General features: G+C 54.5%; 14 protein-coding genes. 3 read left to right on the top strand and 11 right to left on the bottom strand.

What is annotated here, in order from left to right; all coding sequences use genetic code 11:
- Positions 1 to 65: 65 nt before the first annotated feature.
- The 8 genes from Q8W32_RS06260 to Q8W32_RS06225 form a co-directional block, all read right to left on the bottom strand.
- Complete coding sequence (locus Q8W32_RS06260; protein WP_303432626.1) at positions 66 to 1,988, bottom strand: PrkA family serine protein kinase; 1,923 nt, start codon at positions 1,986 to 1,988, stop codon at positions 66 to 68.
- A 500-nt stretch (positions 1,989 to 2,488) separates the two neighbouring features.
- Positions 2,489 to 2,812 carry a thiosulfate sulfurtransferase GlpE gene (gene glpE / locus Q8W32_RS06255; RefSeq protein WP_305414179.1) on the bottom strand — a complete coding sequence of 108 codons (324 nt, stop codon included), beginning with the start codon at positions 2,810 to 2,812 and terminating at the stop codon, positions 2,489 to 2,491.
- Positions 2,813 to 2,850: 38 nt separating this feature from the next.
- Positions 2,851 to 3,654: a symmetrical bis(5'-nucleosyl)-tetraphosphatase gene (locus Q8W32_RS06250; RefSeq protein ID WP_303432624.1), complete on the bottom strand. Its 804-nt coding sequence runs from the start codon at positions 3,652 to 3,654 to the stop codon at positions 2,851 to 2,853.
- A 211-nt stretch (positions 3,655 to 3,865) separates the two neighbouring features.
- Positions 3,866 to 4,243 (bottom strand): Co2+/Mg2+ efflux protein ApaG, encoded by a 378-nt coding sequence (gene apaG, locus Q8W32_RS06245; RefSeq protein ID WP_303432623.1) that lies wholly within the window; start codon positions 4,241 to 4,243, stop codon positions 3,866 to 3,868.
- Positions 4,230 to 5,075 (bottom strand): 16S rRNA (adenine(1518)-N(6)/adenine(1519)-N(6))-dimethyltransferase RsmA, encoded by an 846-nt coding sequence (gene rsmA / locus Q8W32_RS06240; RefSeq protein WP_303432622.1) that lies wholly within the window; start codon positions 5,073 to 5,075, stop codon positions 4,230 to 4,232. The genes apaG and rsmA overlap by 14 nt, the downstream gene beginning before the upstream one ends.
- Complete coding sequence (gene pdxA, locus Q8W32_RS06235; protein ID WP_305414178.1) at positions 5,072 to 6,076, bottom strand: 4-hydroxythreonine-4-phosphate dehydrogenase PdxA; 1,005 nt, start codon at positions 6,074 to 6,076, stop codon at positions 5,072 to 5,074. The genes rsmA and pdxA overlap by 4 nt, the downstream gene beginning before the upstream one ends.
- Entirely contained in the window at positions 6,073 to 7,353 is a 1,281-nt protein-coding gene (locus tag Q8W32_RS06230) for a peptidylprolyl isomerase (RefSeq protein ID WP_303432620.1), read from the bottom strand. The genes pdxA and Q8W32_RS06230 overlap by 4 nt, the downstream gene beginning before the upstream one ends.
- The gene (locus tag Q8W32_RS06225) at positions 7,343 to 9,808 is read right to left on the bottom strand and encodes an LPS-assembly protein LptD (RefSeq protein ID WP_305414177.1); all 2,466 of its coding nucleotides are present in this window, start codon (positions 9,806 to 9,808) and stop codon (positions 7,343 to 7,345) included. Before Q8W32_RS06225 ends, Q8W32_RS06230 begins: the two co-directional genes overlap by 11 nt.
- Before the next feature lie 162 nt (positions 9,809 to 9,970).
- Between Q8W32_RS06225 and Q8W32_RS06220 the strand changes: the two genes are divergently transcribed.
- From Q8W32_RS06220 to djlA, 3 genes are read left to right on the top strand one after another with little or no spacing between them, the layout of a single operon-like run.
- A complete protein-coding gene (locus tag Q8W32_RS06220) occupies positions 9,971 to 10,990 on the top strand; it encodes an aminoglycoside phosphotransferase family protein (RefSeq protein WP_303432618.1) in 1,020 nt (339 codons plus the stop codon).
- Positions 10,987 to 11,679, top strand: coding sequence for an N-acetylmuramate alpha-1-phosphate uridylyltransferase MurU (gene murU / locus Q8W32_RS06215; RefSeq protein WP_305414176.1), 693 nt, complete (start codon positions 10,987 to 10,989; stop codon positions 11,677 to 11,679). Before Q8W32_RS06220 ends, murU begins: the two co-directional genes overlap by 4 nt.
- A complete protein-coding gene (gene djlA / locus Q8W32_RS06210) occupies positions 11,679 to 12,479 on the top strand; it encodes a co-chaperone DjlA (protein WP_303432616.1) in 801 nt (266 codons plus the stop codon). The genes murU and djlA overlap by 1 nt, the downstream gene beginning before the upstream one ends.
- A 301-nt stretch (positions 12,480 to 12,780) precedes the next feature.
- Here djlA and Q8W32_RS06205 read toward each other — a convergent pair whose 3' ends face one another.
- Genes Q8W32_RS06205 through dctP form a run of 3 tightly spaced genes read right to left on the bottom strand, consistent with a single transcriptional unit; the run spans position 12,781 to position 15,577 of the window.
- Entirely contained in the window at positions 12,781 to 14,064 is a 1,284-nt protein-coding gene (locus tag Q8W32_RS06205; RefSeq protein ID WP_305414175.1) for a TRAP transporter large permease, read from the bottom strand.
- On the bottom strand, positions 14,061 to 14,579 hold the full coding sequence (locus Q8W32_RS06200) for a TRAP transporter small permease (protein WP_305414174.1): 519 nt from the start codon (positions 14,577 to 14,579) through the stop codon (positions 14,061 to 14,063). Before Q8W32_RS06200 ends, Q8W32_RS06205 begins: the two co-directional genes overlap by 4 nt.
- 2 nt (positions 14,580 to 14,581) lie before the next feature.
- Positions 14,582 to 15,577 carry a TRAP transporter substrate-binding protein DctP gene (gene dctP, locus Q8W32_RS06195; RefSeq protein ID WP_303432613.1) on the bottom strand — a complete coding sequence of 332 codons (996 nt, stop codon included), beginning with the start codon at positions 15,575 to 15,577 and terminating at the stop codon, positions 14,582 to 14,584.
- Between the last annotated feature and the right edge of the window lie 26 nt (positions 15,578 to 15,603).

Genomic DNA, 15,603 nt, shown 5'->3' with positions numbered 1-15,603 from the left:
TGGCCCTGCGTTTGCGGCACTCAGCCGCGCAGCAACCGTTTATGCTGCTGCACGGGGTTCACCGGTTACTGGGACTTGCGTACACGCAAGTACCATTCGGATAACAGACGAACCTGTTTCTCGGTATAGCCTCGTTCGGTCATGCGGGCGACAAAGTCGTTGTGCTTTTTCTGATCCTGATGGGAAGATTTGGCAGAAAAGGAAATAACCGGCAGCAGATCTTCGGTGTTGGAGAACATTTTTTTCTCAATCACCGAGCGCATTTTCTCGTACGACTGCCAGGATGGGTTATTGCCATTATGGTTGGCTCTGGCGCGCAAGACGAAATTGACGATCTCGTTACGGAAATCTTTTGGATTGCTGATACCTGCAGATTTCTCGATTTTTTCCAGTTCTTCGTTGATCGAGACCCGGTCCAGAATTTCACCGGTTTCCGGGTCGCGGTACTCCTGATCCTGAATCCAGAAGTCGGCGTAGGTGACGTAACGGTCAAAAATATTCTGGCCGTATTCGGAATAGGATTCGAGATAGGCGGTCTGGATTTCCTTGCCGATAAACTCGACATAATCCTGGGCCAGGTATTCTTTCAGGTAGTTAAGGTAGCGGTTGTGGGTTTCTTCCGGGTATTGCTCCTGTTCTATCGCCTGTTCGAGGATATACATCAGGTGCACCGGATTGGCGGCCACTTCGGTGGCATCGAAGTTGAACACCTTGGATAAAATCTTGAAGGCAAAACGGGTGGATATGCCGTTCATGCCTTCATCGACACCCGCGGCATCCCGGTATTCCTGCAGCGACTTGGCTTTCGGATCGGTGTCCTTGAGATTCTCGCCGTTGTAGATACGCATCTTGGAGTAGACGCTGGAATTCTCAGGCTCTTTCAGTCGTGACAATACGGTGAACTTGGCCAGCATTTTCAAGGTATCGGGGGCGCAGGGAGCGCTGGCCAGAGAGCTGTGTTCGAGCAGTTTTTCGTAAATCTTGACTTCTTCATCGACACGCAGGCAGTACGGTACCTTGACGATATAGACCCGGTCGAGGAAGGCTTCGTTGTTCTTGTTGTTCTTGAAGGTCTGCCATTCGGATTCGTTGGAGTGCGCCAGAATCACGCCTTCGAAGGGAATCGCGCCCATGCCTTCAGTGCCGTTGTAGTTACCTTCCTGGGTGGCCGTCAGCAGCGGGTGCAGCACCTTGATGGGAGCCTTGAACATTTCGACAAATTCCATCATCCCCTGGTTGGCGCGGCACAAGGAGCCGGAGTAGGAATAGGCGTCTGGATCGTCCTGGGGGAAATCTTCCAGTTTACGAATATCGACCTTGCCGACCAGTGAGGAAATATCCTGGTTGTTTTCATCGCCGGGTTCGGTTTTGGCCACACCAACCTGGTCGAGGCTGGAGGGGTAGAGTTTGACGACTTCGAACTTGCTGATGTCGCCGCCCATTTCATGCAGGCGTTTGACTGCCCAGGGCGACATGACGCGACCGAGATAGCGACGTGGAATGCCAAAGTCTTCTTCCAGAATCTCGGCGTCTTCGGCCGGGTCGAACAGCCCCAGTGGTGATTCAAATACCGGTGAGCCCTTGATGGCGTAAAACGGTACATTCTGGATCAACAGTTTCAGACGTTCTGCCAGCGAGGATTTACCTCCGCCCACCGGCCCCAGTAAATACAATACCTGTTTGCGTTCTTCGAGGCCCTGGGCGGCATGACGGAAGTAGGACACGATGCTTTCGACCGCTTCTTCCATGCCGTAAAACTCGTTAAAGGCTGGATAACGCTTGATGATCTTGTTGGAGAAGATGCGGCTGAGCCGCAGGTCCTTGGACGTGTCTACCAGTTGTGGCTCACCGATGGCTAATAACAAACGTTCGGCGGCGGTGGCATACACACTCGGGTCTTGTTTGCAGAGATCGAGGTAGTCTTGCAGGCTCATGACTTCTTGCTGAGTGGCCTGGTAACGATCTTGATAGCGGCTGAATACACTCATTTGGCACCTCTTCGGCTGATAAATATCGTTGTTCAGTTGATGTCCAGAACGGCGGCGTTCCTCTTTTTGATTCGGTTTTCAGATGCAAAGACCCGTGTAAACAGGCCTTTAAAACGGGTTATCTTTTACTTTGGCCAGACAGTAATCGATTGGTTCAGTCCGGCGGTGGTGGCTGATGAATGATGTGTTGATACAGAAAATGTCATGCATCGAGTGTGCCGTAACAGCGTGGACTTGTTTGAAAATGCGTGGTCTGACACGAACGGCAGGCCGGTTTGCGACCATAAAAAAGCGTCTGACAAGCAGGCAGGGGTGGCTCTGCAAGTGGTAATAAAACGGTCGTCAGGGCAGAGACAACAGCGTTTCAGCAGCGTTGGCGAGAGAGCAGGAAGGTCAGGAAGGTAAAGAACAGAGGGACGGCAAATTCAACAGGCGAGAGCAAGCAGACGCTGACCATGGGCAACGCCTGTTGTTGTCATATCATGATTGGCAGTGGCGAACTAACTGCGCTGGCACAATTCCGGGCAGGCGATTTTCCACATTTCGTAACCGCCTTTCAGGCTGTATACCGCTTCGTAGCCTTGTTCAGAAAAAAACTGCGCCACGCCTTGGCTGGAGTTGCCATGGTAGCAACAGACGATCAGGGGTTTCTGCTTGCTGGTGGCGGTAATAAACTCGTTGAGGTTCTGGTTGTCGACCCGCTGTGCCGCGGTCATATGACCGACTTCGTAGCTCATTGCGTCACGAATGTCGGCAATCTGGACATCGTTATTGGCGATCATGGTTTTGGCGTCTTCCGCGCTGATTTGGGTAAAACCGCTCATCTGTTACTCCTTTTTATCGGTGGTTGCTGTCATCAGGCTCAGGGGTGAGCCGGCACGGCATAACGCTGCCGGTTGTCCAGGCGCATGGCTGTAAGAGAACCACCCCAGACACAGCCGGTGTCAAGGGCATCAATTCGAGTATGGTTGACTTCGCCGTTAAGGGCCGCCCAGTGACCAAAAACAAGGCGTGTTTGGGTCTTGCTTGCCTCAAACCAGGGCATAAAACCGGCGGGAGCGCTGTCGAGTCCTTCTTTGGCGCTGAAATCCAGGCGGTTATGGGCATCGATAAAGCGCATACGTGTCAAATAATTGACAATTGCACGCCAGCGATTCGTGCCGGTGAGGTGTTCATCCCACTGATCTGGCTTGTTACCGTACAAGGAGTTCAGCAATTGCGAATACTGGTCGCCCTGTAATATCTGTTCGACCTCACTGGCCAGTGTCTTGGCGTGTGCGGCGGACCAGAACGGTGGAATACCCGCGTGGCTCATGCACCATTGCTTGTCTGCACTCAGGTGTACCAGTGGGCGGTGCCGGAGCCAGTACATCAGTTCGTCGCGATCCGGGGCCGTCAGTACCGCGTCGAGGGTGTCTTTTTTGCTTTTGTGGTTGTTGCCGTAATAACGCGCCAGCAGGTGCAGGTCGTGGTTGCCAAGTACGGCGACCACACGGTCGCCGAGGGATTTGGCCCAGCGCAGCACTTCCAGACTTTGCGGGCCACGATTGACCAGATCTCCGGCGAGCCAGAGCTGATCGTGCTGAGGGTCAAACTCAATACGATCGAGCAAGCGCTGAAGGGGTTCATAGCAGCCCTGGATATCACCAATGGCGTAAGTGGTCACGATTTGCCTCTCTGGTTGTCTGTGGGCATTGGCCGGTGTTGTGTGCCTGTCTTGCCCGGGCTGGTTATTGGTCGGTATCAGAATCTGTGTTCAATATCTGTCGATTGTATCGGTTGCTGTCGCTGGTGTTGTCTCAGGTGTTGTATCGGTATTCGGGACGGCATAAACAACCTGTATTGCCGTCCATCACTTCAGGTTTGGGCCAAGAGGGTTAATTCAGGGCAAAGGTGGTCGCCAGGGTGAACACCGGAATATTGGCATGAAACAGGGTGCCATCATCCGCTTCCATAACGTAATAGCCTCGCATGCTCCCCACCGGAGTGCTTAATACTGCTCCGGATATGTAGTCGAACTGTTGTCCAGGGGCGATGTTGGGCTGCTCGCCGATGACTCCTTCGCCTTTGACTTCCTGCACATCACCATTGCCATTGGTAATAAACCAGTGGCGGGTTTTTAACGTGGCACCCTGCTTCCCAATATTGCTGATATAAACCTTGTAGGAGAAGACAAAACGTTCATCTTCCGGGTCGGATTGCTCTTCCAGGTATTCTGGCAGTACATTCACCATGATGGTTTCATTCAATTCCATTGTCTTTCTCCGCTTGCTCTGTCAGCTGCGATACGGCATCAGAAATACGAACGTACTCTTCCAGTGTCAGTACTTCCGGGCGCAGCTGTGTGTCGATACCCAGTGCTTGAAGCTGTTCGGCACTGATGAGCTTTTTTAATGTATTTCGTATGGTTTTACGGCGCATGCTAAAGGCTTCACGTACAACGCGCTGTAGCATTTTTGTATCTTTTGCAACGAGAGGCAGTTCTTTGTAGGGCGTCATTCTGACAATGGCTGAATCCACTTTGGGGGGCGGGTTAAATGATCCCGGCCCCACCACAAACAGCAGTTCTACCTTGCAGTAGTACTGCGTCATGATGCTCAAGCGGCCATAGTCCGACGTACCTGGTCGGGCTGCCAAACGCTCGACGACTTCCTTTTGCAACATGAAATGCATGTCTTGCACCAAGGTGTGGTGGCTGAGCAAATGAAAAATCAAAGGCGTCGATATATTGTAGGGCAGGTTGCCAATAATGCGCAGGCGCTGGCCATCGTTGACCAATTGACTGAAGTCGAATTTTAACGCATCGCCTTCATGAATCTGAAAACCGGGGTAGTTGAAAAACTTGGTGCGCAGGATTGGAATCAGGTCGCGATCCAGCTCGACCACGTTCAGCTTGCCAGTGGCTTCCAGTAACGGCTCGGTAATGGCTCCCATTCCGGGACCGATTTCGACCAGGCAGTCATCATCCTTGGGGTAGATGGCATCAACGATTTTGCCAATGACGTAAGGATCATGGAGGAAATTCTGCCCAAAGCGTTTACGGGCCTTGTGGCCGTGCATGTTATTGGGTTTGGGATGACGGCTCATGCGGGTTTGGCTCCAGCGGTGTGGCGGCTGTTGGCCATGTGGGCTGCCACGGCGATGGCCGTGTGCAAGCTGCCGCTGTCTGCCTTGCCGGTGGCGGCCAGGTCGAGGGCGGTGCCATGGTCAACAGAAGTACGAATAAAGGGCAGGCCCAGCGTAATGTTGGCGGCGCGGCCAAAGCCATGAAACTTCAGCACCGGCAGGCCCTGGTCATGATACATGGCGAGGGTGGCATCGGCGCCAGCCAGATGTTTGGGGGTGTACAGGGTATCGGCGGGCAGTGGCCCAACCAGATCGATACCTTGCGCTCGAAGTTGGGCCAGCGTTGGCTCGATAATATCTTGCTCTTCGTGACCGAGGTGACCGTTTTCTCCGGCATGGGGGTTGAGGCCCGCGACCAGGATACGAGGTTGCACGCAGCCAAAAAAGGTTTTCAGGTCATGATCCAGGATATGGATCACCCGGCTCAGGCGTTCCGGGGTAATGGCATCCGCCACTTGGCGCAGCGGCAAGTGAGTGGTCACCAGTGCGACGCGTAAATCGGTGGTGGCCAACATCATGACGACTTCTTCAACGCCGGCAAAATCCCGGAAGTATTCGGTATGGCCACTGAACGGAATACCGGCATCGTTGATGATGCCCTTGTGTACCGGCGCGGTGACGATACCGTCCCAATGACCTTGCTGGCAGCCTTGTGCGGCCATGGTCAGGGTGGTCAGAACGTACGCGGCATTGGCCGGGTCAAGTTCACCGGCCACGGCAGGTTGTTGCAGGGCAACGGCCTGTACGTACAGGGTGCCCGCGGGCGTTGGAGTGGCCGCGGTGGCCGGATCAAAGGTTGCCAGCATCAGTGGCAAACCGAGCAACTGTGCCCGTTCGGCCAATAGCTGCGGGTCGGCGATCACGACCAGTTGGTGCTCACTGCCTTGTTGGGCCAGCTGAATACAAAGGTCAGGGCCAATGCCACCGGGTTCACCGGCGGTGATAGCCAGGCGCAGGGTCATGCCGGCTCCTTGATATCGACGTACGCTTCGGTGCGGATTTTACGTAGCCACAAGGGCAGCTCTTCTTCAAAGCGGCGCGAGTACAGTAACTGACGCACCTGATTACGCTGCATTTCCTTGCCGATATCACTTTGGCGTTGATCCTGTACTTGCAGAATGTGCCAGCCGAACTGGGTTTCAAACGGTGCGCTGATATGGCCAACCTGGGATTGCTGCATGGTGGTATCGAACTCTGGCACCATGGCACCCGGGCTGACCCAGCCAAGGTCTCCGCCCGCGGCACCGCTGCCGGGGTCATCACTGAACTCCTTGGCCAACACGGCGAAGTCCTGCCCTTGTTGCAGGCGCTGATAAAGCTGGTTGATCAGGGTTTCAGTGTCGCTTTCACTGCGTAATTCGTTCGGGCTGACGAGAATATGGCGCACTTGATACTGGGTGATCATCTGGCTGTTACCACCGCGTTTTTCCAGCACTGCAACCAGGTGATAACCACTGGAGCTGCGGATTGGATCGGAGACATCACCAATAGCCAGGTCTGGTACGACGGGTGCAAAAATACCGGGTAACTGGCCTTCTTTACGCCAGCCGAGATCACCACCCTTGAGGGCATTGCGGCCGTCGGAATCGGCAATGGCGACATCGCTGAAGTTGGCACCGCCACGAATGCGGGACGCCAGGCTGCGGGCTTTCAACTCGGCTTTTTGCAGGTCGCTGGCGTTGGCGTCAGCAGGGATGGATACCAGAATGTGGCCAAGACGGTATTCGGCAGCGGAGGCCATTTTGCCCACTTCGGAGGCGAGGAAATAATCCACATCCTGATCGGTAATCTGGATGGTTTCGCCGACCCGGATGCGCTGCAAACGGCTGGTGATCATCTCGGTTTCAATCTGCGCCCGGGCAGTGGCAAAGGGAATACCTTCGGCTTCCATCGCCACCCGGAACTGCTCCAGATTCATCTTGTTCTGGGCGGCAATACGTTGCAGGGAGTCGTTCAACTGGGCATCGCTGATACGGATACCAATCCGCTTGGCCAGTTGCAGCTGAATACTTTCCTCAATCAGGCGATCCAGTACCTGTTTGCCCAGCACGGCGTCTTCCGGCAGGTTGGCCCCCCGGTTCTGGTTGCGGACATTCTGGATACGTTGCTGCAACTGGGACGCCATAATGACGTCATCGTCGACAATCGCCACCACATGGTCAATCAGTACTGGCTGGGCCTGGCTCAGCGTGCTGCCGAGGGTAAGAAAAAACAAAAAAATCAGCTTGTTAATAGTCATGGTATTGCCGTTTGGAGTAACCCTTGATGCTGTTGCTTATGGTGGCGTCGGTGCCACCCCCCAGCGTGCTGAGACCTTTGAGCTGAATACTGAACATCAGACTCTCGGTCTTTTCGGTACTATAGCTGCTGTCGTCGTCGGCTGTCGGAGAATACTCCTTGTACAGCACTTGCAGACGCCAGCAACAATTCTGATATTCAAATCCGGCCAGTGCTTCGAGTACGGAGCTGACCGGGCGACGTTCGTCTGCAGGATAGTCTTTCATGTCCTTGAGTACGCGCCCGGTCAAGGCCCAGCTGTCATTCAGTGCCCAGTAAGCACTGACATCGGCCTGATAGAGATCGGTTTCAATGTCACCGCTGTCGGAATCCTCACTTTGAACCTTGTTGACTGAAAGGTTCAGCATGCGGTTGTTGCCCGGTGTATAGCCTGCGCCAAAACGGTGCTGACGAGCATAATCGCCGTAGGCGTCCCACTCCAGCGTCTGATTGAGCCGCCAGTGATCACCGGGCCGCCATTCCACTTCGGCGATAGTGCTGGATGTATTATTGCTGTCATTGACTTCGTCACTGTCGAGCAGCACCTGGCGTTCGTCACCGAAGTAGACCCGGCCAAGACTGAAGCGCAGCCATTCGTCGCCACTTTGATCGATAATCCGGCTGGTGATGCCGAGGCTGACCTGTTCCAGATCGGCAAGCCGGTCAGAGCCGATAAAACGATCGCCGACAAACAGGCTGTCGTAGGTGACGCTGGTGACCTTGGTATCAAAGGCCGGAATGTCATCCTGACCGGACTGGTAAGGGCTTTTGACCCAAAACAGTCGAGGCTCCAGCGTTTGTGTCTGATGTTCATTAAACCAGTGTAACGACCGTTCGAAAAACAGGCCGGAATCAAGGCTGTAACGGGGAACGCCGTAGTTGATCGTGTCATCGTAATCAAAGCTGTCTTGACTGCTGAGACGGTAATAGCGGTAGCGATAACTGGCTTCTGGCTGAAGATAGCTGTACGGCTGTTCGAAACGCCAGGCGATGGTGTTGTCACTGACCAGTCGACGGCCATTCAGTGAATCGAAATCCGTCAGGGTTTGTTCCGTGCCATCGATTACAGCGCTGTTATCCCGCTCAAAACGGGTCGCTTGCAAACGGCTGCTGACCTGCCAGCGGTCGTATTGTTGCCGGTAATCGAGTGTGGCTTGTGGCAGGCGTTTGTAGGGCCGGTCTTCGAGGTCAATGCTGTCGTCAATGGTCTGGAACCCTTCGACCAGGAGATCCAGCTGCCAGGCGTCTTTCTGGTAGCTCAGTAGCCCCATTCGCGGCAAGTGGGTGGTGCGGTCGATGGTGGCCGAGGAGTTCAGGTCGGACAGGTAGTCGTCATCGCTGACATGGTTGTAGATCCAGCGATGTTGCCAGTGTTGGCCAAACCTGCCGGATTGCTGGTAATTGATCAGCCAGCGTTCACTATCTTCCGTGGCATCCTGATCGATATAGGCGTAGTTCAGCTCACCATCGCCGAATAACCCGGTTTTATGACGCAGCTGGCTTTCCCACAACCAGCCACGCTGATTGAAGTAATGGGGCGTAATGGTGGCATCCAGGTTGCTGGCCAGATTCAGGTAGAACGGCATTTTCAGCTCGTCCAGTCCGGCGTCGCCACCAAGAGAGAAACTGGGGTCGAGAAAACCTGTGGTGCGACGGTCATCAATCGGAAAGCGGTAGTAGGGAATATAAAAAACCGGTACGTCCATCACTTCCAGACGGGTATTCCAGGCGCTGCCGACACCGCGTTCCTGATCCAGATAAATATTGCTGGCAGCAATACGCCAGTCGTTCTGCCCGGGTTCGCACCAGGTGACGGTGGCTTCATTCAGCTCAATAGTCCCTTCCGAGCGGGTGATCATGCGGGTGGCGGTGCCGCGCATATGGCGAGCGGGCAGGGCATAGCGGGCGTTTTGCAGAACCAGCTCGCTGCTATTCGTGCTGTCGGTGCTATCTGGGCTTGTTGCCGTATCGTTCAGACGCTCGCGAAAACGGGCGCTGTCACTGTGGACGGTCACTTCATTATTCAAAAAGCTGACATCGCCTTCAAATTCGGCCTGACGCAAGTCCGCATCCCAGTACGCTGACCGGCTCTTTAAAACGTAATCTTCCCGCTGCATGATGACGTCGCCAGTAAACTCTGCGTTGCCAAGACGATCAACAAAGGCTTGCTCGGATTCTGCTTCGAGACGGCCATCAGGTACAGGTTGCAAGGTATTGGGTAAATAACGCCCGGAGCAAAACGATGGCAGGTCGGCCTGCTCGGCATCGCTCAGTAATGCCCGCGGGTACCAGTTTAATGCCGGTGTGTCCGCCTGGACGGAGACACTGGTGATCATACTGGTCGCGGTCAGGCACAGTACCGCCAGGAACCGCTCGGAGCTGCCCAAAAGCGCCAGACGCGCTGGCAGAAACGACACCCGGATGGGGAGCCGCTGGAGGGATATTGCATCTGAATGTCTGTGATCCGCCATGGCTGAGCGTGGGTGCCTGTACAGTGAAGTGTGGTATCTTAGCGCGCAGATGATACGGGGGGCGCTCAATGCGCGCAATTTTAGATCGATAACAAATGTGAGGCCAACATGGACCCGCGCCTTGATCACCTGATCAACTGGGCGTCCAGCACCATTCGCCGCAAAGCGAATCTGGACGTCAATGCCAGCCTGGAAACGGTATCCGGTGATGCCAGTTTCCGTCGTTACTTCCGCCTGCGCGGTCTGGGCAAGAGCTGGATTCTTGTCGATGCTCCACCAGACAAGGAAGATAATCCGCGTTTTATCCGTATCGCCAAACAGTGGCGTCATCAGCAGGTCGAGGTGCCACAGGTGCTGGCCGCCGATCTTGATCAGGGCTTTATGCTACTGGAAGACTTTGGTGACCAGCTGTTATGGACTGCCCTGCATGAGCCGGATGTGACCGAAAAACAGATACTGGGCCTGTATCGCCAGGCGATAGAGCAGCTGGTGCAGCTTCAGGGTGTCAGCTGTCGCGACCTGCCTGCTTACGATAACACTCTCCTGCTGCAGGAGATGGCGCTGTTCCGTGACTGGTTATGTGAACAGCAGCTGCAAATGACGTTGACGGACGCTGAACGGGCCATGTTTGACCGCGTGTTTGATTTGCTGGCTCGGCAGGCCTTGGCGCAACCGGTTGTCACCGTGCACCGGGATTACCATTCCCGCAACCTGATGCTGAAGCCGGATGGCATGTTGGGCATCATTGATTTCCAGGACGCTCTGGCAGGCCCGTCCACTTACGATCTGGTGTCATTGGTGCGGGATTGTTACGTACGCTGGCCACAGGGGCTGGTGGATGAGCTGGTGGCCTATTATTGGGAGCTGGCGCGGCCCTGTGGTTATTACCTCGGCGACTGGCAACAGTGTGTGCGTGACGTCGACTGGATGGGATTGCAGCGACACCTCAAGGCCGCGGGTATTTTTGCCCGTCTGAACCTGCGCGATCACAAGCCGACCTACCTGGCGGATATTCCCAATACCTGCCAGTACCTGATCGATATCGCCAGGCGGTATGACGAGTTGAGTGACTTCAGTCACTGGCTGAACCAGCGTTTGATGCCAGAATTGGTGCAGTTATCACGATGAAAGCCATGATACTGGCAGCCGGGCGAGGTCAACGTATGGCGCCGCTCACGGATCACTGCCCGAAGCCACTGCTGGCGCTGGCCGGCAAGCCTCTGATTGAACACCATATTGACAAACTGGTTGCCGCCGGCATGACCGATCTGGTCATCAACCACGCCTGGCTGGGGGAGATGATCGAGGCCCGGTTGCAGGATGGCCATCAGTTTGGCGCTAACATTCGCTACTCCGCCGAAACCGATGCACTGGAAACCGCTGGTGGTATTCGCAAGGCGTTACCATTGTTAGGTGATCAGCCGTTTTTAGTGATCAATGGCGATGTCTGGACTGATTGGGATTACCGGGAAGCTGTGCAAGTGGCATCTTCCGAAATGGTGACGGGGAACACATTGGCCTGGCTTTGGTTAACCGATAATCCTGATCATAACCCGACGGGTGATTTTTTCCTTGACGGTACCGACGTTGCGGCAGAGGCTGATGGCCCCGGTTTCACCTTTACCGGGATCAGCCTGATCCACCCGGATCTGCTGGCAGCCTTGCCGGTGGCAAAGCAGCCACTGGCTCCGATACTGCGACAGGCAATGGACAGTGGGCGAGTCAAGGGTTGCCTGCTGGATGGCCGCTGGACGGATGTGGGAACGCCACAACGTCTGGCTGAACTGGAACAGCAACTCACCAGAGAGACGTTCTGATGCTATGGATGGGAAAAGCCATGGGCGGCATGGTCGGATTGATGACCGGTGGCCCGTTTGGCATGATGATAGGCGCATTTGTTGGTCATATGTTTGACCAGAATCTTGAAAATATCTGGAGCGGTCAATTTCCTGTTCTGGTTCGTACCAGTACAGCCAATAACGTGCGACTGCTTTATATTTCATCGTTATGCCGTTGCATGGGGCGGATAGCCAAAGCCGATGGCCGCGTCAGCGAAGAAGAAATCGCCGCCGCCAATTTTGTGATGGACCGCATGCAGCTCAAGGGCGATGACCGCCAACGGGCGATTGCCTGGTTTCAGGAAGGCAAGGATATGGACTGTGACTTTAATGCCGACCTGGAACAGCTACGACCACAACTGAGTTTGCCGATGGCGCAAATGTTTCTTGAGGTGGTGATGACCATCGGTTATTCCGATGGTGAGTTGTCGCCTTTGGAGTGGGCGATGATCGAACGCCTCAGTAATGTGCTGGGGATCAGTCAGACCCAGATTGAGCGGGTACGGGATCGTATTGAAGCGGCCATGTTCCAGGCCCGTAACGGCGGTGTCAGCCAAAGTGATCAGCTGGAACAAGCCTACGCCACGCTGGGTGTCCCGGCCGATGTGGATGACGATACCCTGAAAAAAACCTATCGGCGATTAATGAGCCAGAACCATCCTGACAAACTCTCTGCCAGCGGTATGCCTGAAGAAATGCTGCGACTGGCCAAGGAAAAAACCCAGCAGATCCAAACCTCCTATGCCTTGATTCGCAAAAGCCGGGGCCACGCGCATTAAATTGTTTTGGTGTGGGGGTTAACCCTGCACCAACTACTCTGCTACCCGCACCACCCACACCCGCACCAATATAGACAGCAGTCAAGCCAGTGCTGTCGGCTATTGCTTGTGGCTGCCAGGTCTGGTTGTGATTGATTGCAGCTGATGTTCTGTACACAAACATTCTGGACTGGCTAACGCGGATAACAAGCCGATAGGGAACAGGGTGCGAATCAGAAGGTATGGATAAGAGAGTAGAGGTTTTGTAGCGAGGAGAGAAAAAAGAGAGCCGCCATTCACGACGACTCTTCGGGAGTGGCGTTTATTCCCCGATAAAGGCCAGGCTCAGGCCGGGCCAGAAGGTAATGATCAGCACTGTTGCCAGCAGGATAAAGAAGAACGGCAAGGTAGCGCGATACAACTCCATCACCGGTTTGTTAAAGCGGAAGCTGGCAATAAACAGGTTCATCCCGACCGGTGGAGTAAAGTACCCCAGCTGCATATTGGCGAGGAATAAAATCCCCAGATGAATCGGATGAATACCGTATTCCACCGCAATCGGCAGAATAATGGGAATCATGATCACAATCGCGGAGAATATATCCAGCATCATGCCCAGTATCAGCAGGAACAGGGTGAGTAACAGCAGGAAGGTAAAGCTGTCACTGACGTGCTGCTGAATAAAACCAAAGATTTTTTCCGGCACACCGGCATCAATCATGTAATTGGTGGATGCCATGGAAACCGCCAGAATCAGCAAGATTGCGCCAACCAGCTTCATGGAATCCCGCATCACGGTCACTAGCTGCTTGAACGGAATTTCACATCGAATCAGAGTGGAAACAATCAGTACGTAAAACGCAGTAATGGCCGCCGCTTCTGAAACCGCAAACCAGCCACCATAAATACCTCCCAGTACCAGAAAAGGTAGCGGCATTTCCCACTTGGTATCCTTCAGTGCAGCCCAGGCCTCGGCCTTGTCGAACGGGTGGTGATTACGTTCAGCATTACGGGATACCCAGCCACTGTACAGCGACAGCGCAACCAGCATCAGGCCGCCGGGCAGTAACCCAGCCAGAAACAGGTCATCGATACTGACTGCGACGTCGAGCGACATTTGCTGCGCTACAACGCCGTACAGGATCAAGGGCAGCGACGGTGCAAACAGCAACCCGAGGGAGCCAGAGGTGGTGACCAGACCAAGATTAAAGCGCTCCGGATAACCGGACTTCTGTAACGCTGGTACCAGCAGGGCGCCCAGGGCGACAATGGTAACGCCGGAGGCACCGGTAAAGGCAGTAAACAGGGCACAGGTCACCAGGGCAACGATCGCCAGTCCGCCGGGCATCCAGCCAAGGAAGGCATCGGTAATACGTACCAGCCGCTGCGGTGCCTTGCTTTCCCCGAGCAAATAACCGGCAAAGGTAAACAATGGGATGGCGATCAGTACCGGCATTTCGGCAATCCGGTAAATCTCGATGGCCATAACCATCAGATCAACGTCAGTCTGGTAAAACCCCCAGATGGCGCTGGCAGCAATAACCACAAACAGCGGCGTACCGGACAGCGCCAATACCAATAAAATCAGTGGAACCAGAACGCTCATGAGTGGGCCTCGTCGGCTACAGCATGGTTACCCAGTATGTTGAGCAAGGATTCAATACTTTGAATGGCAAAGCGCAACGCCATCACGGCAAAGCTGAAGGGGATAATCAACTGTAAGGGCCAGGCAGGAATATTGGCGAAGGCGATATCACCAAATTCAATGGCCAGTTCGATATAGGCATAGCCGTACCAGGCGATAACTGCGCAAATAAAGGCGGCAAAGGCTGAGGTGATAATCGCGATGGTGTCAGCGACAACCTTGGGAGCCAGTCGGTTAACCAGGTCGATGGCGATATGCTCACGGCCGCGGGTGGCGACCATGCCTCCGATCAGACCAAGCCACAGCACCATCACCCTCAGGGCGGGAGGAATCCACATGATACCGCCGCCGAAGACACTGCGGGCGACAATATCAATACCGGCCAGCAACACCATGACCATCAGCACCAGCACCAGAATGCCATCTTCCAGGGTGTGAATGGCGCCGAGCAGACGCCGCAAAGGGGAGTGTTTCAAGGTTATTGACCTGCACGGATTCCGGCAATATGTGCCTGTAGTTGACGATACAATTCAACCGGGTAAACACCTTGGCTGGCCAGTTCGGTCAGGCTGTCATTGGCCAGTTGTTGCCAGGTGGCTTTTTCGGCATCGGTCAGTTGTACAAATGTCATGCCGCTGTTTTCCAGTGCCTGACGTGCGCCGGCTTCATCAACAAGATTCTGTTTGTCCATCTGGGCGTAGGTGGATTTCATAATGCTGCGCACGGTGGTCTGGTCTTCCGCCGACAGTTTGTTAAAGGCTTTTTGATCGACCACCATCATGCCCAGCAGCGAGAGTAATGGCAGGTCGGTTGCGTGGCTCAGTTTGCTGTGCCATTGCAGCGCGATAGAGGCCGTCAGGTTAACACCAACAGTATCGATCAGGCCGGTTTGCAAGCTGGTGTAGACATCCGAAATCGGCAGCGAAATCGGCTCGACACCGGCTTTCTGGAATACGGTCTGGGTGACCAGGTCACCTTCAGGAGTCCAGACTTTCTGGCCACTGAAGTCGGCCGTGGTTTTCAGGGGTTTGTTGCCCATGACATAGGCAAAGCCACCTTCGGTCAGACCGAGGACGACGTAACCCTTGGCTTCCAGCGCATCAATAATGTAGTGGTCAAATTCGGGGCGAACAGCACTCAGTTCTGCCGGGTTCTGAAAGGTAAATGGCAAGCTGTACAGCTGCACTTCGTTGGCGATATTCGCGAGCGCTCCTGCCGAAACGGCGCCACCTTGCAGCTGGCCGATTTTCATTTTGCGCAGCACACTTTTGTCACTGCCTTGCACACCGCCAGGAAAGTATTTGATTTTGACGCGGCCATCGGTCGCTTTTTTGATGTCAGCTGCGGCGGAACGCATCTGCTTCATCCAGTTGGTGCCATCGGGAGCGAGGGTGGCTATTTTTAATGTTGCAGCTTGGGACAGCGGGCTCAGGCATAGCAGCATCAGACCCAGGGCAATCAGTTTGTTTTTCATGTGTGGTTACTCTTGGCTGGTATTCA

It is taken from the genome of Oceanobacter sp. 3_MG-2023, assembly GCF_030688925.1.
Lineage (GTDB): Bacteria > Pseudomonadota > Gammaproteobacteria > Pseudomonadales > Oceanobacteraceae > Oceanobacter.
The sequence above is the reverse complement of the archived record's forward strand: the minus strand, read 5'-3'. Positions and strand labels throughout refer to the sequence as shown.